Raw genomic sequence first — 25,621 nt, 5'->3', positions numbered from 1 at the left:
CGCAGGGATATGTCAAACTATAAAAAAGACCTGCCACTTTTATTTCTTCCATCACCTGACAGGCAGCTGTTCGTTAATCCCCTTAAAAATCTTCGCGGGAATGTATGAGGATAATTCTTGCTAAAAATATTTTTCAGGGCAAAATTACCTTTGCTTCAACATTATCTTAGAAAGCAAAGATTTTAATATTGAAAGATTAGAGGTAATTATGCGTTTTAAGACAGCTTTATTCACTGCTCTGCTTTTTTCATCCCTTTCTTTCGCCAAGAACGACTGGGAAAACCCAAAAGTTTTCGATATAAATAAAGAACGCCCGCATGCAACGCTGATGCCTTATTCTAACAGGACTCTTGCGCTCAAAGGCGAGCTGGAGAAGTCTAAATTTTATCATACCCTGAATGGCGACTGGAAATTTAATTGGGTTCCGCGGCCGGCCGACCGCCCTGAGATGTTTTACAAAACCGATTTTGACGACAGCAAGTGGAGTTTGATAAATGTTCCCGGCAACTGGGAAATGCAGGGCTATGGTTTCCCCGCTTACCTTAATAGATTCGTATATGACTGGCCGTTTGAAGTTAATCCGCCCTATGTAAATCATAACGAAAACCCGGTTGGTTCATACCGGCGCAGTTTCGATATCCCGCAAAACTGGGCTGGCCGAGAGGTGTTTGTAACTTTTAATGGGGTTTCAAGTGCATTTTATCTTTGGGTGAATGGTGAAAAAGTAGGTTTCAGTCAGGGCAGTATGACCCCGGCAGAATTTAACATAACCGATCTGCTTAAATCTGGGGAAAACACGATTGCAGCAGAGGTATATCGCTGGTCTGATGCAAGCTATATTGAAGATGCAGACCAGTGGCGTATGAGCGGTATTTTCAGAGATGTGTATCTTTCAGCAATGCCGAAAGTGCATATTCGCGATTTTTTTGTAACCGCCGAACTCGACAATGATTACCGTAACGCCGAACTTAAAGTTAATATGGATTTGGTCAATTACGGCAAAAGCATTTCCTCGCCTTATACTGTCAAAGTTGATCTGATTGACGCTCACGGTCAGAACGTTTCTATAGACCCGAATCTTAAAGCATCAGTTAAGGGTCTTGAAAAATCGGGCGGGCAGACAATAGATATTCATGGCTTTGTTGAGAATCCTGAAAAATGGACAGCCGAAACGCCTAATCTTTACACCATTGTGCTTACGCTTTTAGACGGTCAGGGAGAAGTGGTTGAGATGTTGAGTCATAATTTTGGTTTCCGCTCGGTAGAAGTGAAAAACAAGCGGTTTCTGGTCAATGGCAAGCCTGTCTATATCAAAGGTGTAAATCTGCATGCCCACGACCCGTATCAGGGTAAAACTGTCCCTTACAGCCGGATGGTTGAGGATATAGAGTTGATGAAGCAGAATAATGTTAATGCAGTGCGCACTTCTCATTACCCACAATCCCCAGAGTTTTACAGGCTGTGTGATGAGTACGGTTTGTATGTTATAGACGAGGCTTGTATTGAGTCTCATGGCGTTGGATTCGATCCTGAGGAAACATTAGCAGACAAGCCCCTTTGGAAAGATGCTCATGTTGACCGCGTTATGTCTATGGCGCACCGCGATAAGAATCATCCGTCTATTGTAATGTGGTCTCTCGGTAATGAAGCCGGAATAGGGCAGAATTTCTCAGCAGCAGCTGACAAGCTTCGCAAGCTCGACAAGACCCGCCCCTTGCATTATCTGCCCGGGTATGCCAAATGGCAGCATCCGGTAACAGATATTGCTGCGCCAATGTATCCGAGAATTAATACTCTAACTAAATATGCTAAGGGAGATCCTGACCGCCCGCTGATTATGTGTGAATATTCACATGCTATGGGAAACAGCCTCGGCAATTTTAAGGACTACTGGGAAACAATTGAAAAATATGATGTTCTTCAGGGCGGATTTATCTGGGACTGGGTTGACCAGGGCCTTGTCAAAACCACTGAAGACGGCGAGGAGTATTGGGCTTATGGCGGAGACTTCGGAGAGCCTAATCACGCCGGCACATTCTGCATTAACGGTATTGTGATGCCGGACAGGGCGCCAAGTCCGGAACTGCCCGAGGTTAAGAAGGGCTATCAGGAGATTTCCGTATCAGCGATTGACCTGAAGAAGGGACTATTAGAAATTACTAATAAGTATTTCTTCAAAAATCTCAGTTTTCTTAATTGTCAATGGCAGCTGCTTGAAAATGGTATAGTGATTAAAGAGGAACCGCTCAGTCTGCCCGCTATAGCCCCGCAAACATCCGAGCAGGTTACCGTTCCTTTTGGGAAGATTAAGCCTAAACCAGGGGTTGAATACATTCTGACCATTCAGTTTAAGCTCTCAGATGGAACAAAATGGGCTCCAAAAGGCCACGTATTAGCTTGGCAGCAGTTTGAACTGCCATTCAGCAAAGCCGCAGAAAAAACAGATTATTCAAATACAGCCGCATTGAATCTGGAAGAAAAAGACGGCAGATTTTTAGTTAGCGGCAAAGACTTTTCAGCCGCCGTTTCCAAGAGTACCGGCGAGCTGTCCAGTATGAAGTATAAAGGCAGAGAGTTTATTAAAAATCCCTTATCGCCGAACTTCTGGCGGGCTATGACAGATAATGATGATTCCCGAGGCAACGGCCTGGGGCATTGGCTCAGCGATTGGAAGAATGCTGCCTCAAAACGCACGGTAAAGAGCGTTAAGGCCAAACAGAGCAGTGATTCGATTGCGGTAATTAACGTGGAATCTGAGCTCACTGTAGGACGTGCTTCATATTCTACTGAATACACTTTTTATGGAAATGGGGATGTGCTTATCACGAATGAAATTAACCCAGACCCAGATAAGCCTCCAATGATGAGATTAGGTATGCAGATGCAGATTCCCGATGAGTTTTCAAACGTTCAGTGGTACGGCCGCGGGCCTCATGAAACTTATCAGGATCGCAAATCCGGCGCAGCAGTGGCATTGTATGAGATGAAAACCAGCGAGCTCCCCTTTGATTACGTCCGTCCGCAGGAAAACGGAAACCGTACTGATGTAAGGTGGGCGGCATTTTATAACGACAATGGCCTCGGATTTATGGCAATTGCAGAAAATCTGATGAATTTCAGTGCATGGCCATATACCCAGCAGCAGCTCGCGAACGCAGATCATACGGCAGCCCTGCCTGAGCAAACTGATTTTTATACCGTGAATTTAGATTATAAACAGATGGGTGTGGGCGGGGATAACAGCTGGTCTAAGCGGTCTCGTCCTCATGAGAAATATCGTTTGAAGGCCAAACCCTATAAATACACGATTCGCTTGAGGCCTTTTGTTTCAGACAAAAAGTCGATCCGTAAAGTTACGCAAAGAAATTAAGCAGCTTTAAATCTTCGCGGGAATGAATGAGGAAAATTCTTGCTAAATATATTTTTCAGGGCAAAATTACCTTTGCTTCAACATTATCTTAAAAAGCAAGGATTTTAATATTGAAAGATTAGAGGTAATTATGCGTTTTAAGACAGCTTTATTCACTGCTCTTTTTTTATCTTCCCTTTGTTTCGCCCAGAACGACTGGGAAAATCAGGAAGTAATCGCGATAAACAAGCTTGCCCCGAGAGCGGGCATTGTTCCGTTTACAAGTATGCAGGAAGCACTGGGGCTTGAGGAAGAGGAATCCGAAAGGTATATCTCGCTGAACGGGATTTGGAAGTTTAAGCTCTCTGAAAGCCCTGAATCGAGCCCTAAAGGTTTCTTCAAGCCCGATTTCAGTGTTGAAGGCTGGGATGAGATAGAAGTTCCCTCCTGCTGGCAGATGCAGGGCTTCGGCAAACCGATATACACTAATGTTCGCTATCCCTTTGAAAAAAAGCCGCCCTTTATTGAGCCAAGATACGATAATACAAACACCGCAGGTTCGTACCGCAGAACTTTCAACCTCCCAGCAGATTGGAGCAGCAAAAGAATTGTTGTGCATTTCGGCGGGGTTAATTCGGCATTTTATCTCTGGGTAAACGGCGAAAAGGTTGGTTACAGTCAGGGAAGCTGGACGCCTGCAGAATTTGATATTACCGATTACGTTCATTCAGGAGAAAACACTCTCGCAGCGCAGGTTTTCCGCTGGTCAGACGGGTCTTATCTGGAAGATCAGGACGGCTGGCGTATGAGCGGGATATTTCGCAAGGTATATCTGATTGCTCAGAATGAGCTCTGCATAACCGACATGCACGTTGTAACCGATCTGGATAAGCTTTACAAAGATGCGGTAGTCACGGCGTCTTTCAAAGTGCACAACAGCAGCGGGAAAGCATCAAAGCCCGCAGAGATTAAAGCTCAGATCACAGGCGAAAAAGGCGATTCAGCAGCAGAGGCTAAGATTTCAGTTCCTGCTATAGAGCCCGGACGCAGCAGCGAGGTGAAAACATATATCCGCGTGGAGGCTCCGAAGAAGTGGACTGCCGAAACACCCAGCCTCTACAATTTTACAGCTTCCTTAAACTCCGAGCAGGATGAGGAGTTTGTCGGGTTTAAGTTTGGCTTCAGGGAGGTCGAAATCAAAGACCAGCAGGTTTTCGTCAACGGCGAGCCTGTAATATTCAAGGGCGTCAACAGGGTTGAACACAGCGAAACCGGCGGGAAAAGCGTTTCTTATGAGCAGCTCAAAAAAGAAATCCTCCTTATGAAACGAAACAACATCAACGTTGTTCGAACCGCACATTACCCCGCAAATGAAGAGCTCTGCGAGCTTTGTGATGAATACGGGCTGTATGTAGTGGATGAGGCGAATCTCGAGAGCCATGAATACGGCTTCCACAACAACAAGCTCGCACTCGACCCAAGCTGGGAGGAGGCTCATCTGGATAGAATCCGCAGCCTGATATATCGCGACAGAAACCACCCCAGTGTTATATTCTGGTCACACGGTAATGAAGCCGGGACAAACAGAAATCTCGTTGAGATGGACAAGCTCGCACGAAGGCTTGATCCAACTCGCCCAACACATTACCATATTGAGGCTGAGCAGAATGCGTTCGACACTTTGGGCGGCCCGAGATACCGCTCCCTCGAGGAGCTGAGAAAAATCGCTCTAAATGGCGATTCACGCCCGTTCCTGCTCAACGAATTCGCCCACGCAATGGGCAATTCGATGGGCAATCTTACCGAATACACCGAGATGTTCGAGAAGCACAAACGCCTCATCGGAGGCTGCATCTGGGACTGGATAGACCAAGGGATCGCCCGTGAGAAAGACGGCAGGGAATACTGGGCATACGGAGGTGATTTCGGAGATAAGCCCAATTCCGGCAATTTCTGTATAAACGGCGTTGTTCTTCCAGACCTTACCGTAACAGGAAAGCTTATGGAGGTGAAGAAGGCCTTTCAGCCAGTTATATTTGAAGGCGTGAACCTCAAAGACAATCTGATAAGAATAGAAAACAGATACGACTTTACAAACTTAAGCGAGCTCGATTTCTCGTGGCGCATACTTGAAGACGGCAGAGAGGTTCAGTCCGGCCGGCTTGAAGGGGTTGAAGCAGAGCCGAACTCCAAAACAAAGCCGTTTAAGGCAGGCTTTGATTCCTCCAGCTTCAAGCAGGGCAGTGAGTATGTTTTAGAGCTCTCAGCCCGATTGACAAAGGATGAGAATTGGGCAGATAAGGGCTTCGAGATAGCCTTCGGGCAGTTTGTTGTTCAGCGGTCTGATTTTAAGGCCAGCTTTGCAAAGCAGGGCAGACTCGACTGCAGCAGTCTCGATAAGCAGTTTGATATTTCAGGCGAGGGTTTTACTGCAAGCTTTGATATTTCAGAGGGAGTTTTGAGCAGCCTGAGCTACGACGGCACTGAAGTGATTCAGACAGGCCCGAAAGGGCACTTCTGGCGAGCTCCTACAGATAATGATAAAAAACAATTTGCCAAGCAGTGGAGAAACGCAGGTCTCGATAAGTTCGAAAGAACCGTGCTTGATGTGGATTATGTGCCCTCGGATAAAAAAGCTGTGGTTACAGTGAAGGCTATGTACAGTGAAGACCTGCAAAAGGCTGAGCCGATCGGCTGGGAAACAAAAGAGGAATATACCGTTTACCCTTGCGGAAGCGTTCAGGTGGATATGCAGATGGAGCCGTTCGGGAAAATGCCGGATAACCTGCCCCGCATTGGCAGCCGAATGATTGCACCCAACGGCTTTGAGAATTTCCAGTGGTACGGCAAAGGCCCTATGCACAGCTACCGAGACCGCTTAGAAGGCCAGAAGCTCGGGATATATGAAGGAAGCGTTTCAGGGCAGTTTGTACCCTATCCCCGTCCGCAGGAATTCGGGAATAAGTCTCTTGTGAGATGGTTTACACTGAAAAACGATGCAGGCGATGGGTTCAAGGTTTCAGGAATGCAGGGGCTTAACGTAACAGTTTCGCATTTCTCGGACGATAATTTAACCTCTGCAAGCCATCTCTATGACCTCAAGAAGCAGGGGCAGTGTTTTGTAAATGTCGATTATGCAAATGCCCCTGTGGGCAATCAGAGCTGCGGGAGCGTGCTGCCGCTTGAGAAATATCGACTCAAGCCGCAGAAAGCCAGCTACGGATTCGTAATTCAGCCGTGCCAATAATTGGACTGATTTCCAAAGCTTTTCAACGGCACCGAAAACAGGATTACTATTGCACCAAAAAGCCTCTGGGAGTATAATCTCGGGGCTTTTCGTATAAATATTATTTAATCATTTTTTATCTTGGCAGCTTCTGCTGCTTAAGGCAGGGTATTTCAATGCATCACAAAAAGCTTCTGTGCGATATAGGCGAATTAAACCACCTGTTCAGGGACAGCGTGAGTGTGCAGAATTTCCTTCAGAGGATTGTCAGTCTCGTACAGAAGCACCTTCAGACTGACGTATGCTCAATTTACCTCTACGATGATGCGGAAAAGGTTCTTACTCTCAAAGCAACAGTAGGGCTCAAGGAGAGCTCGATAAACTCAGTAAAACTCTCACTGGGCGAAGGGATTGCTGGAAAGGCTCTTAAGCTCAAGGAGCTTATCAACGTATCAAAGGCCTCAGAGCATCCCGATTTCCGCTCATTTGAGGGGATAAACGAAGAGCTTTTCGAGTGCTTTCTCGCAGTTCCCGTGCTTAGGGGCATAGAGCGGATTGGTGTTTTAACGCTCCAGAGAAAGCCCGACTGCATATTTGATGAGGCAGATCAGATTGCCTGCACTGCTGTTGCATCGCAGATTGGCAATATGATCGAAAATGCCCGTTTTCTCATGGCAATGGACAGCGGTTCAGGCAGCAATCTGAATTCTGTAGAGACCTCCCCGAGGCTTGAAGATTCGGGTAAGCAGCATTTCATAAAGGGCAAATCTGCATCGAAGGGGTTTGCCAGATCAAAATCTAAGCTTATCGACAAGAAAAGAAGCTTTAAGAGCCTCAAAAATAAAGACTATCCAAACCATTTAACTGCTGATGCTTTCCGTCAGGCTATTGAAGCAACGAGTCAGCAGCTCGAAACGCTTCAGAAAAAGGTTGAGGACAGGCTTGATGATGCGGCCTCTCTGATTTTTTCCTCGCATCTTTTAATCCTGAAGGACAAGACCTTTATAAAAAAAGTAGAAAAGCTTATCAATGAGGATGGCAAAAATGCGCCAGATGCAGTTATAGAGGTATCAAAAAGCTATATCGATATTTTTTCCGGTTCAGAAAACATCTTCATTCGTGAAAAGGCAAATGATGTGGAGGATATAGCCCTTCGAATCATTGACAATATGCTCAGTGATTCGGAGTATGAGAGCAATCTCAGCGGGCGGATCGTTATAGCGAGGGATCTTTTCCCCTCTGATCTTCTGCGTTTGAGCGGAGAGAATGCAGCCGGCGTGGTTCTGGTTAGCGGAGGGGTAACAAGCCATCTTTCCATCCTTGCAAACTCGCTGGGTATGCCTGTGGTAATCGCAAATCGTTCCGAGCTTACTGAGCTGCCGGACGGGACGGATATCCTGCTTGATGCTGATGCTGGGAATCTGTACATAAATCCCGAGAAAGAAATCCTTGACGAATTTGATAAGAGCATCTCAACGAGAAAGGCTGTAGAAGAGGGCAAAATAGACCTCGCACGCGGAACGGAAACCCTCGACGGCAAGAGGATCAGCCTCTATGCAAATATAAACCTGCTCAGTGACGTTAAGCTTGCGGCAAAGATGAACTGCGAAGGGGTAGGCCTTTACAGAACTGAATTCCCGTTTATAGTCCGCAGCAGTTTTCCCACAGAGCAGGAACAGTTTGTAGTTTACAAAAAGCTCGTTGATCAGATGAAGGGCAGGCGGGTAACCTTCAGAACGCTGGATGTCGGAGGCGATAAGATGCTCTCCTACTACCACGACGCAGCGGAGAAAAATCCTGCTATAGGGCTTAGAAGCATAAGATTTTCTCTCAGAGAAAAGGATATATTTATTCAGCAGATCAGGGCTATCCTTCGTGCAGGGGCGAATGCTGATGTTGGGATTATGTTCCCGATGATAAGCTCTCTGGATGAGTTTGATATGTCCCGCAGTATTGTAAATGAATGCCGGCAGAAATTGGAGCAAGAGGGGCTTGTGCATAATACAAATCCGAAAGTTGGGATTATGGTTGAGCTTCCCAGCGTTGTTGAGCAGATTGATGAATTTGCTCAAGAGGCGGATTTCTTCTCCATCGGCACAAATGATTTTGTGCAGTTTATGCTTGGAGTGGACAGGACAAACGAGATGGTTGAAAATTTCTACATCCCGCATCATCCATCAGTTCTGAGGGCTTTGAAGCGGATTATTGATGCCTGCCGCAGGGCGGATAAGCCTGTGAGCATTTGCGGTATGATGGCCGCAGACCCAAGCCTAACTGCGTTTCTTGTGGGTATCGGGCTTACCGATATGAGCGTTACGCCGGCCTCGCTGCCACAGCTCAAACGCCGGATAGTACAGCTCGACAGCGAAAAATGCAGAAGTTTTGCAGAAGAAGTTTTGAGCAAATCAAGGGCAAGCGAAATAGAAAAAATGCTTGAGAAAGGAATATAATTAAATGCCCCACGAGTTTATAAACGAACTTAAACCAGGCCGAACCCTGAATGATATATTTATGGTTACCCAGCCGGTGCTTAGGAATACATCAAGAGGTGATTTGTACATAGCGATGTTTCTCTCCGATAAAACCGGCAAGGTAAACTGCAGGATGTGGAATGCCTCCGAAGAGACATACCAAAGCCTGCCCAAAGAAGGATTTATTAGAGTAAACGGAAAAACAGAGCTTTACAAGGACTCGCTCCAGATTGTCGTAAACAGAGTAGAGGTGATCGACACTTCCGAGGTGAATGTGGCAGATTTCCTGCCTGCTACTGATAAAGACATTGACAAGATGTACAGCGAGATATGTGAGATTCTTTCAAGGATAAAAGACCCGTATCTGAAGGCTTTGATGGATGAGTATCTCGCAGACGAGCAGCTGATGGAGAATTTCCGCAAGGCACCGGCCGCTGTAAAAATGCATCACGCCTATCTGGGAGGTTTGCTGGAGCATACGAATAATATGCTCAAAGCGGCAGTAGGGATTCTTCCGTATTATCCGCAGGTGCAGGGCGAGCTGGTAGTGGCGGGGATTTTCCTGCACGACTTAGCCAAAACAGAGGAGCTCAGATACGCCCTCGGATTCGGCTATACAAACACCGGCCAGCTTGTAGGCCATATTGTGCAGTCTGCAATATGGCTCGATCAGAAAACAGATGTCCTGCTTGAGAAGGGCATTGAGCCTAATAAGGAAATCGTTGACAACCTCATGCACATCCTCGTATCCCATCACGGTAAATATGAATTCGGTTCGCCCAAAATTCCTTCAACTCTCGAAGCACTTATGGTGAGCTATCTGGACGATTTAGACGCTAAGCTCAATTTTGCCAACGATGCCATCGAAAACGAACAAACCTCGGACGACTGGACAACATGGAAATCGTTCAATATGTCTGCGGGAACGAAATTCTACAAGAAAAAGGCCATTGGAAAGTGAGTTTGAAAATGCCTGATTTCAGCAAACTTGGTTTGTATCGAAAAAGGGAATTTATAGAAAACAGCCCTGATTTTTCAAGCAGAGAAGAAACTGAAAAACTTTTCAACGAGCTTTTGGATTTTCCTGTGCAGAGCAGGGAAGGGGTTTGGGAGTTTCTGCGTTTCAAGGCAGAGCTCTTCAGCGCAATCGATCAATACGGTTCTATGCTGAATATCAAGCTCACTTGCGATACGAGCGATAAGGAAGTGGAAAAGCTCTACAGGCATTTCACAACTGCCATCCGTCCGCTTGTGATAGCTTTCAGCAATCAGATCGACAAAAAGACAAGCAAACTCCTAAAAGAATATCCGCTGGATAAAGAGAAATCTGAAGTCCTCAGCAGAGCCTTGCAGACGGATTTGGAAATATACACCGAGAAGAATGTTGAGCTTTTTACTGAGGAGTCTCTTCTCGTTCAGAAATACGAAAAGCTTGCAGGTTCGCAGCTTGTGGAGTTTGAAGGGAAAAAGCAGACTTTCCAGCAGATGGCAAAATATCAGCTAAGGCCCGAGAGAAACATCAGGGAATCTGCTTGGAGGGCTTCTGCGGGCAAGAGATTTACAGACAGGCAAAGCTTTGAATCGCTCTTTGCAGAGATGGTGGAGCTTCGCTCGAGGATTGCAGAGAATGCGGGCTTTGAGAATTATCTCGAATACGTGTTTCAAGACAAGCACCGCTTTGATTATACCCCGCAAAACTGCAAAGAATTTCACGAAGCGATTGAGAAGGTGGTTGTACCTGCCTTATCTGAAATTTACGAAGACAGAAAGCTCCGTCTCGGCGTTGATACGCTCATGCCTTGGGATCTGGCTGTTGACCCGGACGGCAATCCTCCGCTGAAGCCCTTTGAAAATACAGAAGAGCTCCTTTCTAAGGCCTCAAGCGTGTTCCATCAGCTAAACGGAAGGCTTGCAGGTATATTTGATATGATGCGAATGGAAGGTCTGTTTGATCTGGAAAGCAGGAAAAACAAGGCTCCGGGCGGGTATCAGTCAACTCTTTTTGATGCGGGGGTTCCGTTTATATTTGCCAACCTTGTTGGAGTAAATGATGACCTTAGAATAATCTTCCATGAAAGCGGGCACGCCTTCCATACCTTCGCCTGCAGAGACCAGCAGATATTTGAATACCGCCATGCACCGATGGAATTCTGCGAGGTGGCTTCGATGAGTATGGAACTGCTGGTGATGCCGTATCTTTCATTGATATACCAAAGCGGGCAGGAGTGCAGAAGGGCCGAATGTATTCAGCTCGAAAAAACGCTCCAAATCCTTGCCAGCGTTGCGATGGTGGATGCCTTCCAGCACCGCATCTACGAAGAGAGAATCACCGATCCGGATGAGCTTGCAGGCATTTGGTTAGATCTGAACAAAAGATTCCGCCCAGCTCCGCTGGATATTTCCTACTGCGAGCAGCTCACTGCAAGGCAGTGGCAGAGAATTCTGCACTTCTTCAAGGTGCCGCTTTATTATATCGAATACGGAATTGCTCAGCTTGGAGCCCTCGGTATATGGCAGAACAGCCTCAGCAACAACGAAAAAACGCTCAGCGACTACTGGAAAGCTCTCTCCCTCGGCGGGTCGAGGCCTCTGCCTGAACTGTTTGAAACCGCTGGAGTTAGTTTCGATATGTCAAGACAGCATATCGCTCCGCTTGTTGAGACAGTTCGAAAAGAGCTTTGGAAAAGCTGACAAGCCGCTTCTGCTCTTTACAGCCTTGAGCGCAAGCCCAAGCTTTTAATGCCTGTTCTTTTCACGCTCTTTTTTGGTGGCGTTTTTAAGGATATTCCGCTCTCTCTGGGACAATTTATGAATGCCTTCTTCGTGAATTTTCTTGAGTATCCTGTCTATTTCGGCCTGAGTAACCGTATTAGGGTGTTCAGGTTGCGAGTGAAACGGCTTATGCGAGGAAAAATCCTTCGTGCTGGATCTTACAAACTGCCCGAATTTTGTCCGCCTTATCTTTGGCCACCAGCAGTAAATCGCTCCTGCGAGCATACCGCCAATATGTGCAGCATCTCCGCCGGCATTCTGCCCTCCGGATAAAACGTTCACCCCGTACATTATCGTGATAACTATTGCGGCCATTCTTATCGGTACGGGGAAAACGAATATAAACACAACAAACTGCGGCGAAAGTATTGCAGCAGCAGCGAGCAGTCCAAGTACGCCTCCTGATGCTCCCACCAAAACTCCCGGACCGATAAATCCGATAATCTTAAAGAGGAAGAAAAATATCCCGCCAACAACCCCGCAGGTTAGATAAAACGCGAGAAATCGCTGAGAGCCCCATTTGCTCTCGAAATGCGTGCCGAGAAAATAAAGACCGATCATATTCATAAGTATATGCCCCACGCTGGCATGCATAAACTGAAACGTTACAAACCGCCAAAGCTCCAGCGATCTGGTTAGCGGTTCGTTTATCAGCGCACAGAGCATACTAATCTGACCGCCCATGATCTGGTCGATTGCGAAGGCCGCTATGTTTGCAATCAGAAGTATCTTCACAACAGGCGTGATTGAAGGAAAGCCTGTTGGATTTGTATGCCTCGGCCGGTAATTATATTGTACGTAATCTCTATCGTATAAGCCCATTCGCTTTTTTCCTTGTCGAGTAGTAAATTAATCCTGCAGCTCCGGCAGCGAAAAGCCCGATGCTGATAAGCTGGGAAATCGTGAGCATACCGATTTCATACGGGTTGTCGTCTCTTAAAGATTCCACCAGAAAGCGGGATATTGAATACAGTATAAAAACAAGGCTGAACGTGCAGCCCTTGCATTTCTTGTCATTATTTCTGCCTGAGCCGTATCGTCGCCAAAAGACAAAGGCGAGCAGACAGTTAACAGCGTTTGCAGCGCTGGAGTAAAGCTGAGTAGGATGTACCGGCTTTGCCTGATACGGCCCGCCTCTGCTAACCAGTTTCTTCTCTGCCTCGGTGAGCATATCTTTGGGTTTTAGCGGATATTTCGTTTTATTCTCTTCGCCGGCAGGAATCCAGCCCTTCTCTGTATTGAGACCGTAAAACTTCGCCGGCAGATCAATATAAGGCTCGTCTCTGTCTCTGAGTGGATCCGGATGCGCCTGGGCATTGTAAACTATGGAACCATACGGGAATACTACCCCCACAGGTAGGTCTGTTACCTGCCCGTAGCAGCAGCCGTTTAGGAAACAGCCGATTCGCCCGACCGCGATGCCGACAAGCAAAGCAACTGAGAGTACATCAAGGCTTGTGAGCATGTCGCATTTTTGCTTCCAGAGGTAGAACAGGATGAATGCAATCGCTAATATTACTCCGCCGAGCAGTTCAAGCCCGCCGTTCCATACAGCGAAAATTTCCATAAACCCCTCTTTATACACCTTGTAGTGTACTACATACATCGCCCTTGCGCCAACAATACCGGCAATCAGCGAATACATTGCCGTGTTTATCAGTGTTTCTGCGCTGGTTCCCGTGCCGGCCTTGGCGCACATTTTCCTTATCAGCCAGAAACCTGCGAAAAGACCCAGCACCAGCATAGTCCCGTAGCTTTTTACCGTAAGATCGGTGAAAGGTATTCTAAACAGTTCCGGAAACATAAATTCCTTGAGTTATCGAGTTTCTTTGATCCCGTTGTTATGATCTGCCAAGACAACTCGAGGTTTATGGGTTCTCATCTCTTCGGGGCTGTACAGCCCGAAGCTTATAATGATTACTACGTCTTTAGGCTCAAATTTCCTTGCAGCAGCCCCGAGGATCGTAATCTTCCCGCTGCCTGCAGGTTCCGGAACTACGTAGGTCTCTATTCTTTCACCGTTGTTCACATTAGCTACGAGTACTGCCTCATAATTCGCTATGCCGGACGCCTCGAGCAGATCGGAGTCTATTCCGATGCTCCCCGGGTATTCGAGCTGCGAATCGGTGATATTTGCTCTGTGAATTTTTGCTTTTAAGGCTTTTATAAACATTTTATTATCCTGAGAAGCTTGCGGCTTCATTCTTACTGATTAATCATACACTCAGCAGACTATTTTAAATAAACACAAGAAAAAATCCAGCAATCTTTATTTCGAAAATTATCATAATATGTTCATTTTTCAGCCTTGGCCTGCTGGAAAGGGGCAGAATCGCTGATATGTGCATTTGTAACGCTGTAAAATTGAATCCGAGTTAGTTTCCGGCTATTCTGAAACCTGAAAATTTTTTTGTTTTTCTCTTGAAAAGCGTTTCTCAGGTTATATAATTCGCAGTTTCTAAGAATAACGATTGAATAACCTCTCAGTCGAAAGATTTTGAGAAATATAATATCAGGGAGATTTATACGTGGCACATTCTTTATCGGCCAAAAAAAGAGTTCGGCAGAATGTCAAACGCAGGCAGCGCAACCGCGCTCGCAAGAGTATGGTGCGCACTGCGATTAAGAAGTTTGAGCTTGCAGTGAGAAATCACGAGGTTCAAGAGGCAGAGCAGTATTACCTTGCCGTGCAGAGACGCATTGACAAGGTGGCAGCTAAAGGAACTATGCACAAAAATACCGCCTCAAGAACCAAAGCTCGTATGGCTAAAAAGCTTCAAGAGCTTCAAGGCAAAGAGCAGGCCGGCTGAGAATTCTTAAAATTTCGAGCTGTGAACCTGCATTTCTTTTGTCGAATTGCAGGTTTTTCTTTCCCGTTTGGCAGAAATTGCTGGACATTTGCATTTAACATAATATGATAAACTTTTCACAGCAGTGAAAGTTTAACTGAATTTTGATAATTTTTTGATAAGAGGATTTATCAATGGCACATAAGAAAGGTCAGGGTTCATCCAGGAACGGCAGAGACAGCAATCCGCAGTATCGCGGGATTAAGCTGTACGGTGGTCAGCAGGCAAAAGCCGGGTCAATTCTTGTTCGTCAGTGCGGCACAAGATTCCATCCGGGATTTAATGTAGGTCTTGGAAAAGACTACACACTTTTCGCCTTGAAAGAGGGCAAGGTGAGATTTCAGGGCAAAAGAGTTCATATAGACTGCCCTGAAGCATAAAAAGGCTACCTAAAAATGAATAACAGGAGGCGGCTTTAACAGAGCCGTCTCTTTTGATTTTCGGAGGAAAAGTGAAGAAGACAATCAGAAAGGCCTTCGAAGCTTTTGATATCAGGGGTGAGTTTGACTGTGCGAAAAGGTGCGGGAATGGCAATATAAACAATACCTATCACATCACTGCACGGGAAGAAGGCGTTTTACACAATTATATATTTCAGCGGATAAACACCTCAGTTTTTACTGAGCCCGATAAGCTTATGCACAATCTGGTGCGTGTAGTAGATCACCATCGAGCAGCTTTGGCCAAATCGGGGGTGGAGGATCTGGACAAACGTGTTCTAAAGGTTTTCAAAACTCGCAGTGGAGAGCATTTCTATACCGACAGCAGCGGGAACTGCTGGAGGTGTCATCTTTTTATCGACGGAAAAACTCACGAAAGCCTCGAAGACCCTGAAAAACTCTTCAATATTGCCTATGCATACGGCAGTTTTATTTCCAATATGGAAGATTTTCAAGATGAACTTCACGAAACCATCCCCAATTTTCACGACGGCAAGTTTCGCCTTAGACAGCTCGAGCAGGCCGCTATAGAGAACAGGGCGGGCAGGCTTTCTTCTGTGCAGGAATGGGTTGATTTTGTATTTGAAAACAGCTCTGATCTGGTGTCTCTGCAGGATAAAATAGAAACCGGCATAGTTCCCCTTAGAATAACCCACAACGATGCCAAGATTAATAATGTTATTCTCGACAAAGAAACAGGCCGGCCTCTTTGCGTAATCGACCTTGATACTGTGATGAAGGGTTCTGTCTTGTTTGATTTCGGCGATATGATACGTTCTGCAGCGAATACCGTATCAGAAGAATCCCCTGAGCAGTGCTGCTCGGCCTCATTGGATATAAAAAGGTTTGAGTGTCTGCTGGAAGGTTTTATGCAGGCTGGCGGTGATGTGCTTGTCAGTTCGGAAATAGAGCATATTAATCAGGCAGTGCGTCTTTTATCTCTTATGATTGGCACACGCTTTCTCACAGACTATATCAACGGCGATGTGTATTTCAAAATCCGATGGGAAGACCACAACTTCACCAGAGCTCTGAACAATCTCCACTTATACGCGTCTATAAAACGGCAAAGCGACCATATAGATAATCTCATTCGGAAATACACGCCAAGCTGCCGGTTGGTATAAAGAGCGGCTAAAAACCTGTTCTTTTGAACTGTTTCTCAAGGTCTTTGAGCGAAAAGCTGATGCGCGTGGGCCTTCCGTGAGGACATCTCCCGCTTCTTTCTCCTGACTTCGGCGGTATGATTGTGGAAAACTCTGCAAAAAGTGCGTTTTGAGGCTGTTATGAGGGTTTGTTAAGTTCGGTTCGCTCGTAGTGCCTAATTTTTTATTTTTTTGACACAATGTTTTGATTTCGTATAATCTGCATTTATGTTTATACGAGTAAAGACATCAAAAAACAGTCCGAAGCAGTCGGTACAGATTGTAGAGAGTTATCGCAACGAGAAGAACCAGCCTCGTCAGCGTATAGTTCGTCATCTCGGCACAGCCTTCACAGAAGAAGAGCTTAAGCGGCTCAAGGATTTTGCCGAATTCGAGAAGGCCAAGCTTGAGGCCGAGAAAACGCCGGCACTTTTCAAGCCTGAGCATCTTGCAGAAGCTGCAATAGTTGCCCGCAAAAACATTGATGATAAGCCTTTGCGGGTCAATCTAAAGAATCTCAGGGAACAGGCACGCATAACTACAGGCATCCATGAGGTATTCGGCAGCATCTACAATGAGCTTGGCTTTAACAATCTTTTCGATAGACGCAAAGAGTCTGCAGGCAAAAACCTTCGTCATATCACAATGGCAAGGCTTGCAAACCCAGTGAGCAAACGCAGCAGCGTTCAGGATCTCTCCAAAGACTTCGGCATTAACCTTTCTTTAGACAGCGTTTACCGTATGATGGATAATATCACAGATGATATTATCAGCAAGGCTCAAAACTGTGCTCACAGTGCTGCTAAAGGCCTTCTCGGCGAAGAGATAAGTCTTCTTTTCTACGACTGCACCACGCTTTATTTTGAATCATTTACAGAAGATGAGCTCAAAAAGAACGGCTACAGCAAGGATATGAAGTTCAATCAGCCGCAGGTTGTCCTTGGTCTTCTGTCCACATCAGAAGGGCTTCCAGTAGGTTATGAGGTATTCCCCGGCAATCAGTATGAAGGGCATACGCTGCATACTGTAATCCCTAAGATCAAAGAGAAATACAACCTCAAGCGTGTTATCTTCACCGCAGACAGCGCAATGCTTAGCAAGGCTAATCTTGATTACCTTGAAAAGCAGGGAGTTGAGTATATTGTGGCAGCGAGGCTTAAAAGCCTCACTGATAAATGGAAAGCAAAGGTTACAGAATCCAATGCCCCGCTTAGAAGCTTTGATTACGGCAAAGATACAAGGCTTATTGTTACCTACAGCGATAAACTCGCTAAAAAGAATAAGCACGACAGGGATGAAGCTATAAGAAAGCTCCAGGAGAAGCTTGAAAAGAGCAGCAACCCCAAATCACTTATAAGCAACTACGGCTACAAGAAGTTTATGCGTGTTACCGGCGATATAGATTGCCGGATAGATGAAGAGAAATATGAAGAGGCTGCGAATTTTGATGGTCTTCACGGTGTTATAACGAATGTTAAGGATATGGATGATTCGGCTGTAGTAGATCATTACAGGCAGCTCTGGCTGATTGAAGAGTGCTTCAGGATAAGCAAGCACGATCTGAAGATACGGCCGATATACCACTGGACGCCGAAACGAATCAAAGCCCATATACTGATATGCTTTATCGCTCTAACCTGCGCGAGAAATCTGGCCTACAGGGTTCGGCTGAGATTTGAGCCGATGTCTGTGGCGAGGATTGTAAATGCCCTCAACCACGTGCAGCTGAGCATACTCTGGGATAAGAAAACAGAGTGCAGATATGTCCTGCCATCAAAGATTAACGAGGACGCAAGAAAACTCTATAAAACAGTTAATCTCAGCACCAATACAACGCCTTACAAAATGTAATTTCACCCGCCGAAAAACCTTCCGAAATAGGGTTTGTAGTGCCTGCGCAAAAAATCGAGTCCTTTATTGACAAGGACTTATGAAAATTTACCGCCGAAGTCAGGACAGCTCGAGCAGGCCGCTATAGAGAACAGGGCGGGCAGGCTTTCTTCTGTGCAGGAATGGGTTGATTTTGTATTTGAAAACAGCTCTGATCTGGTGTCTCTGCAGGATAAAATAGAAACCGGCATAGTTCCCCTTAGAATAACCCACAACGATGCCAAGATTAATAATGTTATTCTCGACAAAGAAACAGGCCGGCCTCTTTGCGTAATCGACCTTGATACTGTGATGAAGGGTTCTGTCTTGTTTGATTTCGGCGATATGATACGTTCTGCAGCGAATACCGTATCAGAAGAATCCCCTGAGCAGTTCTGCTCGGCCTCATTGGATATAAAAAGGTTTGAGTGTCTGCTGGAAGGTTTTATGCAGGCTGGCGGTGATGTGCTTGTCAGTTCGGAAATAGAGCATATTAATCAGGCAGTGCGTCTTTTATCTCTTATGATTGGCACACGCTTTCTCACAGACTATATCAACGGCGATGTGTATTTCAAAATCCGATGGGAAGACCACAACTTCACCAGAGCTCTGAACAATCTCCACTTATACGCGTCTATAAAACGGCAAAGCGACCATATAGATAATCTCATTCGGAAATACACGCCAAGCTGCCGGTTGGTATAAAGAGCGGCTAAAAACCTGTTCTTTTGAACTGTTTCTCAAGGTCTTTGAGCGAAAAGCTGATGCGCGTGGGCCTTCCGTGAGGACATCTCCCGCTTCTTTCTGTTTGCTCGGCCTCTTCGAGAAGGTGGCGAATTTCTTCATCGCCGAGCTTTTGCCCGGCCTTTATTGCAGCCTTGCACGAGGCGGTATCTAAAACGCAGTGCACAAGCTCCTCGCTTCCCGGCTTAATCTGAGTGTCTGAAAGCCTTTCAACGAATTCAGCCATAAACTCTGCAGGCGATGCCTTTCTTAGGAGCGTGGGGAACGACTGCACTGCCCAAGTTTCAGGGCCGAAAGGTTCGATATGTATCCCGAGCTTTTCCAACAGTTCAATACTGGCTTCAAGAATCTCTCTGTCCATCTCTCTAACCTCGAACGTCTCAGGGATTAAAAGCTTTTGCGATTCCGGCGCGCCTTTGCCGCTGTCTTGTATCCTTGCATACATCTTTTCATAAATTATTCTCTCGTGAAGTGCATGCTGGTCTATTATCTCAAATCCCTCTTCTGTTTCGCGGAGTATGTAGCTGCTGTGAATCTGGAACCATTTATTTAAGGCAGGCTCAGTTTCAGGGCGGTTTTCAATCGGGGGCAGGCTGAATTCCTCTGCTGCATTCTGCGAAGGTCTGAATGAGTGCCCGGCGTTTTGGAAGGGTTTTCTCGGAGAATGCGATTTACTGCCTGCTGAAGGTCTTTGATTCCAGAAGCCCGGGAGGTCTTTCGTTGTGCCGGGGGAGCTTTTCTCGAAGAAATTCTGCATGGATTCTTTGATCCGCTCGGCGTATTCACTGCTGTTTCTGTTCATTGCCTCATCGAGGGTCTCGCTTGCCTGGAATGCTGCTCCGGCGTTTGATTTTCCTCTTTCTCCGCCTGAAGGCAGTGCATCAAAGCCTGCAGAGCTTATACTGCCTTGAACCTCTGTTTTAACGTTCAGCAGTTTCTCCCTGAGCGATGCGAGCACCTGAGAGTGAACTAGATTGGGGTTGTCGAATCTTATTTCAGTCTTTGTAGGATGTACGTTCACATCGTAGTTTTCATAGGGCATTTCGAGGAATATAAACGTAACAGGGTGTTTGCCCGGCTCAAGGAGCCCGCGATAGGCCTCTTTAATAGCATGCGAGATAAACTTGTCCCTGATATATCTGCCGTTGAGGAAGGTGTACTGAAATTTGTTCGTCCCACGTGAGATTGACGGGCTGCAAACCTGCGCACGCACCATAATTCCTCTTTCCTGATTTTCAATACTGATCAGGTTGTCCCGTATTTCCTTTGAGATGAGCTCGCCGATGCGCTGCTCAATGCTTTGCCCTTTTGATAGATTGTGCAGTACCCTTTTATTGTGCGAGAGCTTCATCTCGAGCTGCGGGTTGGCAAGGGCAATCCTTGTAAACTGCTCGGAGATATGCCCCATCTCCGTGTTGGCTGTTCTGAGAAATTTGCGTCTGGCGGGGAGTTTGTAGAAAATATTGCGAACCTCGATTTTTGTCCCGTAATCGGAGCTGTCGGGGAATACCTCGCCTTTTTCGCCGCAGTCTATATCAATGCTGTTGGCCTGTATCGAATCTTTCGTTCTGCTTGTGAGCTTAACGCTCGCTATAGACCCTATGCTCGCAAGCGCCTCTCCCCTGAAACCCATAGAACGGATCGAAGAGAGGTCTTCAACTTTTTGGATTTTGCTCGTTGCGTGGGGTTCGAAGGCATCTGGGATATCCTCAGCCGATATCCCAGTGCCGTTATCTGTAATCTGAATGAGCTTTCTCCCGCCGTCCTCTATGTGCAGATAAACCCTGTCTGCCGAGGCATCTATGCTGTTTTCAAGAAGCTCCTTTGCCACGCTCGCCGGCCTTTCGATCACCTCGCCGGCAGCGATCATATTAACCATATTCTTGTCGAGAATATGTATTCGGCGGTTGGTGGGGTTATCCGCCATTTTTCTGGATCAGGCTCCTTCCGGTCATTTCTTTCGGTTTTTCTATTCCCATCAGTTCGAGCATTGTAGGGGCGGCATCTGCAAGGCAGCCGCCGCTGGCAAGAGCTGTATTTTTCAGCTCTTCATCGAACACTATAAACGGCACATCACCGGTAGTATGAGAGGTGAAAGGATTGTCAGGGTTTCCATCAGCCATCTTCTCTGAGTTGCCGTGGTCTGCGAAAACTATCGCGGTTCCGTTCATTTCCTTAACCTTCGATAGGATTTTTCCAACGCACTCATCAACCGTTTCGCATGCCGTTACAGCCGCATCGAGAACGCCTGTATGTCCGACCATATCCGGATTTGCAAAGTTTACGATAATCGCATCAAACTCATTCTTTTCGAGCCTTTCCATCACCGCATCGCATACTTTGTTCGCGCTCATTTCCGGCTGCAAATCGTACGTTTCCACTTTGGGGGATGGGATAATCTGCCGGTCTTCTTTCTCGAAAGGTTCTTCTCGGTAGTCATTGAAGAAGAAGGTTACATGGGCATACTTTTCCGTTTCTGCGCAGCGGAACTGTTTTAGCCCGAGACTGCTGAGATACTCCCCGAGGATGTTTTTCATCTTGGGAGGCTTAGGAAATGCCACAGGGGCGTTTATGGTTTTGTCGTACTGGGTCATACATACAAATTGCAGATCGAGCTTTTTGTCCCTCTGGAAGCCTGCGAAATCATCATCCACAAAAGCCCTTGTGATTTCTCTAGGCCTGTCGCCTCGGAAATTGAAGAATACTACCGAATCCCCGTCTTCAATAAGGCTCAAGGGCTTGCCGTCTTCGCCGGTTATGTTTAAAGGTTTGATGAATTCATCTGTTTCTTCCCTTGCGTAGCAGTCCTGCATTGCCTGTTCAAATGACCCGGACTTTCCGCCTTCACCCTTCGTCAGGCAGTTGTAGGCCTTGGATACCCTTTCCCAGCGGTTGTCTCTGTCCATAGCATAGAATCTTCCGCTGATGCTGGCAATCTTGCCAACGCCGATCTCGTTCATCTTTGCCTGAATATCCTTGAGAAAGCCCAGACCGCTCGTGGGGGAGCTGTCGCGGCCGTCGGTAAGTGCGTGCAGATAAACTTCCTCAACCCCGTTTCGCTTTGCCATTTCGAGAACGCCGTAGAGGTGTCCTAGCAGAGAATGAACGCCTATATCACTGCAGAGACCCATAATATGCAGTTTGCTTGAATTCTGCTTAACCCTGTTCATCGCCTCAAGCAAAACTTCATTCTCATAGAAAGATTCATCCCTTATTTTCAGGGTAATACGTACAGAATCCTGATATACCACGCGTCCTGCACCGATATTCTGATGGCCGACCTCGCTGTTGCCCATCGTACCGTTAGGCAGACCCACCATCTCACCGCTGGTATGCATAAGCGTGTTTGGATAATCGTTCATAAGCATATCATCTGTGGGGGTGTTTGCGATTTTTATTGCGTTAAATTTATCGTCATCGCTGTTGGGGTTGTGCCCCCAGCCGTCGCGTATTATCATTACGCAAGGTCTTTTTCTAATCGTACTTTTAGAGCTCATCTATTTAACCTTTCACAATAAGCTTAAAATTTTTAAAGGTTTCCAGAAAGCGAATTTTAAGTAAAAAGCCCGCAAGGTCAAACAATGCTGCATTGAACTTGCACAAAAGCACTTCACAATATAGTGCTTTTATGTCCGCTTCAGACGTGCTGAAAATCAGGCTTCAATAAAAATATTCAGTTTTTCCGCTGATTTTTAAGTAAAAATCTTGTTTGTGCGTACATTATAATAATATGAGAAGTTCAGTACTCAAACAATGCAGGAAGTTAAAAAATGATTTAACGTAATAATTCTGCTCAATGAAATATTACACTGCTGGAAAACGTCTATACAAGAAATTATATATACCCCCGCCTTAAGCGGAGCTGAAAGGGTTGGCCTATGAGGCTTTTTGCTTTTATTATTTTATTTGTCTCTGCAAGCTTTGCCGGCTTGTACCAGACCGGTTCGTCATCTTTGGCGGATTCGCAGAGTCAATTGGACAGGGCTGTTTTAAGCGTTTTAAAGGAAAAGGGACTCAAGCCGGCAGAAAAGTGTTCGGATACTGTATTTCTAAGACGCATTTACTTAGACCTTACCGGCACAATCCCGCACAACTGGCAGGTCAGGGAATTTCTGAAAGACAAGAGCAAAAATAAACGTCAAAAGCTCATCAATAAGCTTTTGGGCAGCCCTGAATACGCTGATTACTGGACAATGAAGCTATGCGATACCCTGCGGGTTAAGGCGGAATTTCCGGTTAATCTATGGCCAAACGGCGTTCAGGCTTATTACAAGTGGATATATGACAGCGTATTGAACAACAAGCCCTACGATAAATTCGCTCAGGAAATTCTTTTATCCAGCGGCAGCAATTTCCGATCCCCTCCTGTAAATTTTTACAGGGCAATTCAGGGAAATGAACCTGAGACCATTGCTTCTGCTGCAGCACTTACGTTTATGGGCATAAGGCTGGAAAACTGGCCTGATAAAACTTCACAAAGCATTACACCCTTCTTTTCAAGGCTCTGCTATAAAGGCACGAAAGAATGGAAAGAGGAAATAATATATAACGACCCAGCCGCAGAGACAAAACTTATAGCGACTCTGCCTTTCGGGGGCAGGGAAGTTACGATTGATGCGGGCGAAGACCCTAGAGCTCCGTTCGTAAAATGGCTCGTTTCAGGGGAAAATGATTATTTTGCGGAAAATATGGTTAACCGCGTGTGGTACTGGCTTATGGGAAGCGGCATCTATACCGACCTCGACAACCGCAGGCCTGAGAGCAGGCCGGTTAATCCGAAGCTTATGAGCTGCCTGAAGAAGGAATTCGTTTCCTCCGGCTGGGATGTTGCGCATCTGATTAAGTTTATTACCTCCTCCCAAACCTACCAGCAGTCTTCTATGCCCGAGCAAAGGCCTGCAGAAGCGGAGAAATATTTCGCCTGCTACAAGATAAGACGGGTGGAAGCGGAAGTCCTCTCGGACATCCTCGATAAAATTTTCGGCGGCAGCAGCGGGAATTATATAAGCCGAATCCCCGAGCCTTTTACCTTCTTCCCTGCATACAAAAAAGCTGTATCCATTCAGGACGGCAGCATTACCAGCCCGTTTCTCGCACTGTTCGGCAAGCCCTCAAGAGATACCGGCTTTCTCGCAGAGAGAAATTTAGAGCCCTCTGCCGCGCAGAGCAGGTATCTGCTGAATTCCAACTACATCAACAGCAAGATTTCAAGAAGCTGGAAGCTGAAAAAACTGGTTCGTGATAATAGAAAAAACGGAAACCGGATTGCAGCGGGGCTGTATCTCAGCATCCTCAGCAGGCCGCCCAGCCAAGAAGAACTCAAGCATGCATTAGATTACTCCCGCAGCAGCGGGCTTAATTTGCTCAACGCTTCTCAGGATATTGCATGGGCTCTTGTCAACAGCAGGGAATTTTCTTATAAACATTAACTTTCATAACGAAAGAAGGAAATTATGAGCAGATTCGAATTTACAAGAAGAGATTTGATGAAAACCGGCGCATCGTTCGCTGCTGCTCCTTATCTTCTTAATGCACAGGCCTCTGCTGCTCCGAAGGCCAAGGCAAAGTCTGTGATACAGATATGGATGTGGGGAGGCCCCTCGCAGATAGACACCTTCGACCCCAAACCCCGCGCAGGCGAGGACTACTGCGGGCCTCTTGATAAAGAGATTGGAACCAATGTTGACGGGATAACAGTAAACGCAGCTCTTCCAAAGCTCGCCAAACACGCCGATAAATACTCCATCATCCGCAGTATGACTCACGGAACTAACGCCCATGAAACCGCCTCCTATCTCGTTCAAACCGGCCACAAGCCCACGCCCGGGATAGTTCATCCCTGCGCAGGGGCGGTAGTATCGCTTTTTAAGGGCAGGGGAAAGGGCTACGACAAAAAGCTTCCGCCTTATATTGTGTTGACAGAGCCTCAGGGAAGGTTTTCAGAATGCGGCTTCCTCGGGCTGGATTACAAGCCGTTTGCAACAGGCGGCGACCCTGCTAAAGATCCGTTTGAGGTTTCAGGTATTATAGCCAAAGGCATAAGCGAGAAACGTCAGCAGTCCCGCAGGCAGCTGCTTGGAAAGCTTGATACACTCGGGAAGTCTGCTTCGAATCTGGATATATTCAAAGTGGCCCAGAGCTCCCGCCAAGAGGCTTACGATATGATACTTGGGGATACGAAAGATATCTTCGACCTTTCCACCGAAAAGAAACAGACCCGCGAGATGTACGGTAAGAATACATTCGGCCAGTCCTGTCTTATGGCAAGGCGGCTGGCAGAATACGGCGTCCCGTATATCACAATCAACTACAAGGGCTGGGATACGCATAAGCGTCATTTTGAAACAATGAAAAATAAACTTCCCGAGCTCGATGCCGGCCTTTCTGCTCTCTTTGCAGATCTTAGCGACCGAGGCCTGCTTGATTCTACTATTATCTGGTGGGGCGGCGAATTTGGAAGAGGCCCGAAAGTGCAGTGGAACGCACCTTGGAACGGCGGCAGATCGCATCACGGAAGCTGCTTTTCCGTTGTAGTAGGCGGAGGCGGTTTCCAAGGAGGCAAGGTAGTGGGCAAATCCGACGAAAAGGCTGCTAAAGTAGCTGAGAATCCCGTACACCCTCAGCAGCTTCTTGCAAGTATGTACACGCTTATGGGCATAGACCCTGCTGCAAAGCTGCCAAATAACAGAGGACTTGATGAAATTGTTATGCCTCTTGCCGAGGGCGAAGGCCTTCTAACGGAGATTATGTAGGACA

The 25,621-nt window shown here is 46.5% G+C and carries 17 protein-coding genes; 12 read left to right on the top strand and 5 right to left on the bottom strand.

What is annotated here, in order from left to right:
* The first annotated feature begins 208 nt into the window (after positions 1-208).
* The 5 genes from L21SP3_RS04170 (at position 209) to L21SP3_RS04150 (ending at position 11,737) form a co-directional block, all read left to right on the top strand.
* Positions 209-3,370, top strand: coding sequence for a glycoside hydrolase family 2 (locus tag L21SP3_RS04170; RefSeq protein ID WP_077539493.1), 3,162 nt, complete (start codon positions 209-211; stop codon positions 3,368-3,370).
* Positions 3,371-3,500: 130 nt separating this feature from the next.
* Positions 3,501-6,596, top strand: a complete 3,096-nt coding sequence (locus L21SP3_RS04165) for a glycoside hydrolase family 2 (RefSeq protein WP_077539492.1) — start codon at positions 3,501-3,503, stop codon at positions 6,594-6,596.
* 155 nt (positions 6,597-6,751) lie between these two features.
* Entirely contained in the window at positions 6,752-9,025 is a 2,274-nt protein-coding gene (gene ptsP / locus L21SP3_RS04160; RefSeq protein WP_077539491.1) for a phosphoenolpyruvate--protein phosphotransferase, read from the top strand.
* A gap of 4 nt (positions 9,026-9,029) precedes the next feature.
* On the top strand, positions 9,030-10,007 hold the full coding sequence (locus L21SP3_RS04155; RefSeq protein ID WP_077539490.1) for a 3'-5' exoribonuclease YhaM family protein: 978 nt from the start codon (positions 9,030-9,032) through the stop codon (positions 10,005-10,007).
* Positions 10,004-11,737, top strand: a complete 1,734-nt coding sequence (locus L21SP3_RS04150; protein ID WP_161488091.1) for a M3 family oligoendopeptidase — start codon at positions 10,004-10,006, stop codon at positions 11,735-11,737. Before L21SP3_RS04155 ends, L21SP3_RS04150 begins: the two co-directional genes overlap by 4 nt.
* Positions 11,738-11,782: 45 nt before the next feature.
* On the opposite strand, the gene L21SP3_RS04145 is transcribed toward L21SP3_RS04150, so the two are convergent.
* Genes L21SP3_RS04145 through panD form a run of 3 tightly spaced genes read right to left on the bottom strand, consistent with a single transcriptional unit; the run spans position 11,783 to position 13,991 of the window.
* The gene (locus L21SP3_RS04145) at positions 11,783-12,640 is read right to left on the bottom strand and encodes a rhomboid family intramembrane serine protease (protein WP_077539488.1); all 858 of its coding nucleotides are present in this window, start codon (positions 12,638-12,640) and stop codon (positions 11,783-11,785) included.
* Positions 12,624-13,622, bottom strand: coding sequence for a prolipoprotein diacylglyceryl transferase (locus L21SP3_RS04140; protein ID WP_077539487.1), 999 nt, complete (start codon positions 13,620-13,622; stop codon positions 12,624-12,626). The genes L21SP3_RS04145 and L21SP3_RS04140 overlap by 17 nt, the downstream gene beginning before the upstream one ends.
* A gap of 12 nt (positions 13,623-13,634) precedes the next feature.
* Positions 13,635-13,991 carry an aspartate 1-decarboxylase gene (gene panD, locus L21SP3_RS04135; RefSeq protein WP_077539486.1) on the bottom strand — a complete coding sequence of 119 codons (357 nt, stop codon included), beginning with the start codon at positions 13,989-13,991 and terminating at the stop codon, positions 13,635-13,637.
* Positions 13,992-14,346: 355 nt separating this feature from the next.
* On the opposite strand from panD, the gene rpsT reads away from it, so the two are divergent.
* The 5 genes from rpsT (at position 14,347) to L21SP3_RS04110 (ending at position 18,826) form a co-directional block, all read left to right on the top strand.
* Positions 14,347-14,628, top strand: coding sequence for a 30S ribosomal protein S20 (rpsT, locus tag L21SP3_RS04130; RefSeq protein ID WP_077539485.1), 282 nt, complete (start codon positions 14,347-14,349; stop codon positions 14,626-14,628).
* A 173-nt stretch (positions 14,629-14,801) separates the two neighbouring features.
* The gene (rpmA, locus tag L21SP3_RS04125) at positions 14,802-15,047 is read left to right on the top strand and encodes a 50S ribosomal protein L27 (protein ID WP_077539484.1); all 246 of its coding nucleotides are present in this window, start codon (positions 14,802-14,804) and stop codon (positions 15,045-15,047) included.
* A 71-nt stretch (positions 15,048-15,118) separates the two neighbouring features.
* On the top strand, positions 15,119-16,234 hold the full coding sequence (locus L21SP3_RS04120; RefSeq protein ID WP_161488090.1) for an aminoglycoside phosphotransferase family protein: 1,116 nt from the start codon (positions 15,119-15,121) through the stop codon (positions 16,232-16,234).
* A gap of 246 nt (positions 16,235-16,480) precedes the next feature.
* A complete protein-coding gene (locus L21SP3_RS04115) occupies positions 16,481-18,103 on the top strand; it encodes an IS1634 family transposase (protein ID WP_077539482.1) in 1,623 nt (540 codons plus the stop codon).
* Positions 18,104-18,169: 66 nt separating this feature from the next.
* Entirely contained in the window at positions 18,170-18,826 is a 657-nt protein-coding gene (locus tag L21SP3_RS04110; RefSeq protein WP_161488089.1) for a phosphotransferase, read from the top strand.
* A gap of 7 nt (positions 18,827-18,833) precedes the next feature.
* On the opposite strand, the gene mutL is transcribed toward L21SP3_RS04110, so the two are convergent.
* Positions 18,834-20,792: a DNA mismatch repair endonuclease MutL gene (gene mutL / locus L21SP3_RS04105; RefSeq protein WP_077539480.1), complete on the bottom strand. Its 1,959-nt coding sequence runs from the start codon at positions 20,790-20,792 to the stop codon at positions 18,834-18,836.
* Entirely contained in the window at positions 20,782-22,344 is a 1,563-nt protein-coding gene (gpmI, locus tag L21SP3_RS04100; RefSeq protein WP_077541822.1) for a 2,3-bisphosphoglycerate-independent phosphoglycerate mutase, read from the bottom strand. Before gpmI ends, mutL begins: the two co-directional genes overlap by 11 nt.
* Before the next feature lie 399 nt (positions 22,345-22,743).
* Here gpmI and L21SP3_RS04095 point away from each other — a divergent pair, with 399 nt between their 5' ends.
* Entirely contained in the window at positions 22,744-24,294 is a 1,551-nt protein-coding gene (locus tag L21SP3_RS04095; RefSeq protein ID WP_077539479.1) for a DUF1553 domain-containing protein, read from the top strand.
* Between the two features lie 24 nt (positions 24,295-24,318).
* Positions 24,319-25,617: a DUF1501 domain-containing protein gene (locus L21SP3_RS04090; protein ID WP_077539478.1), complete on the top strand. Its 1,299-nt coding sequence runs from the start codon at positions 24,319-24,321 to the stop codon at positions 25,615-25,617.
* Positions 25,618-25,621 lie beyond the last annotated feature (4 nt).

The organism is Sedimentisphaera cyanobacteriorum, assembly GCF_001997385.1.
Classification (GTDB): domain Bacteria; phylum Planctomycetota; class Phycisphaerae; order Sedimentisphaerales; family Sedimentisphaeraceae; genus Sedimentisphaera; species Sedimentisphaera cyanobacteriorum.
The sequence above is the reverse complement of the archived record's forward strand: the minus strand, read 5'-3'. Positions and strand labels throughout refer to the sequence as shown.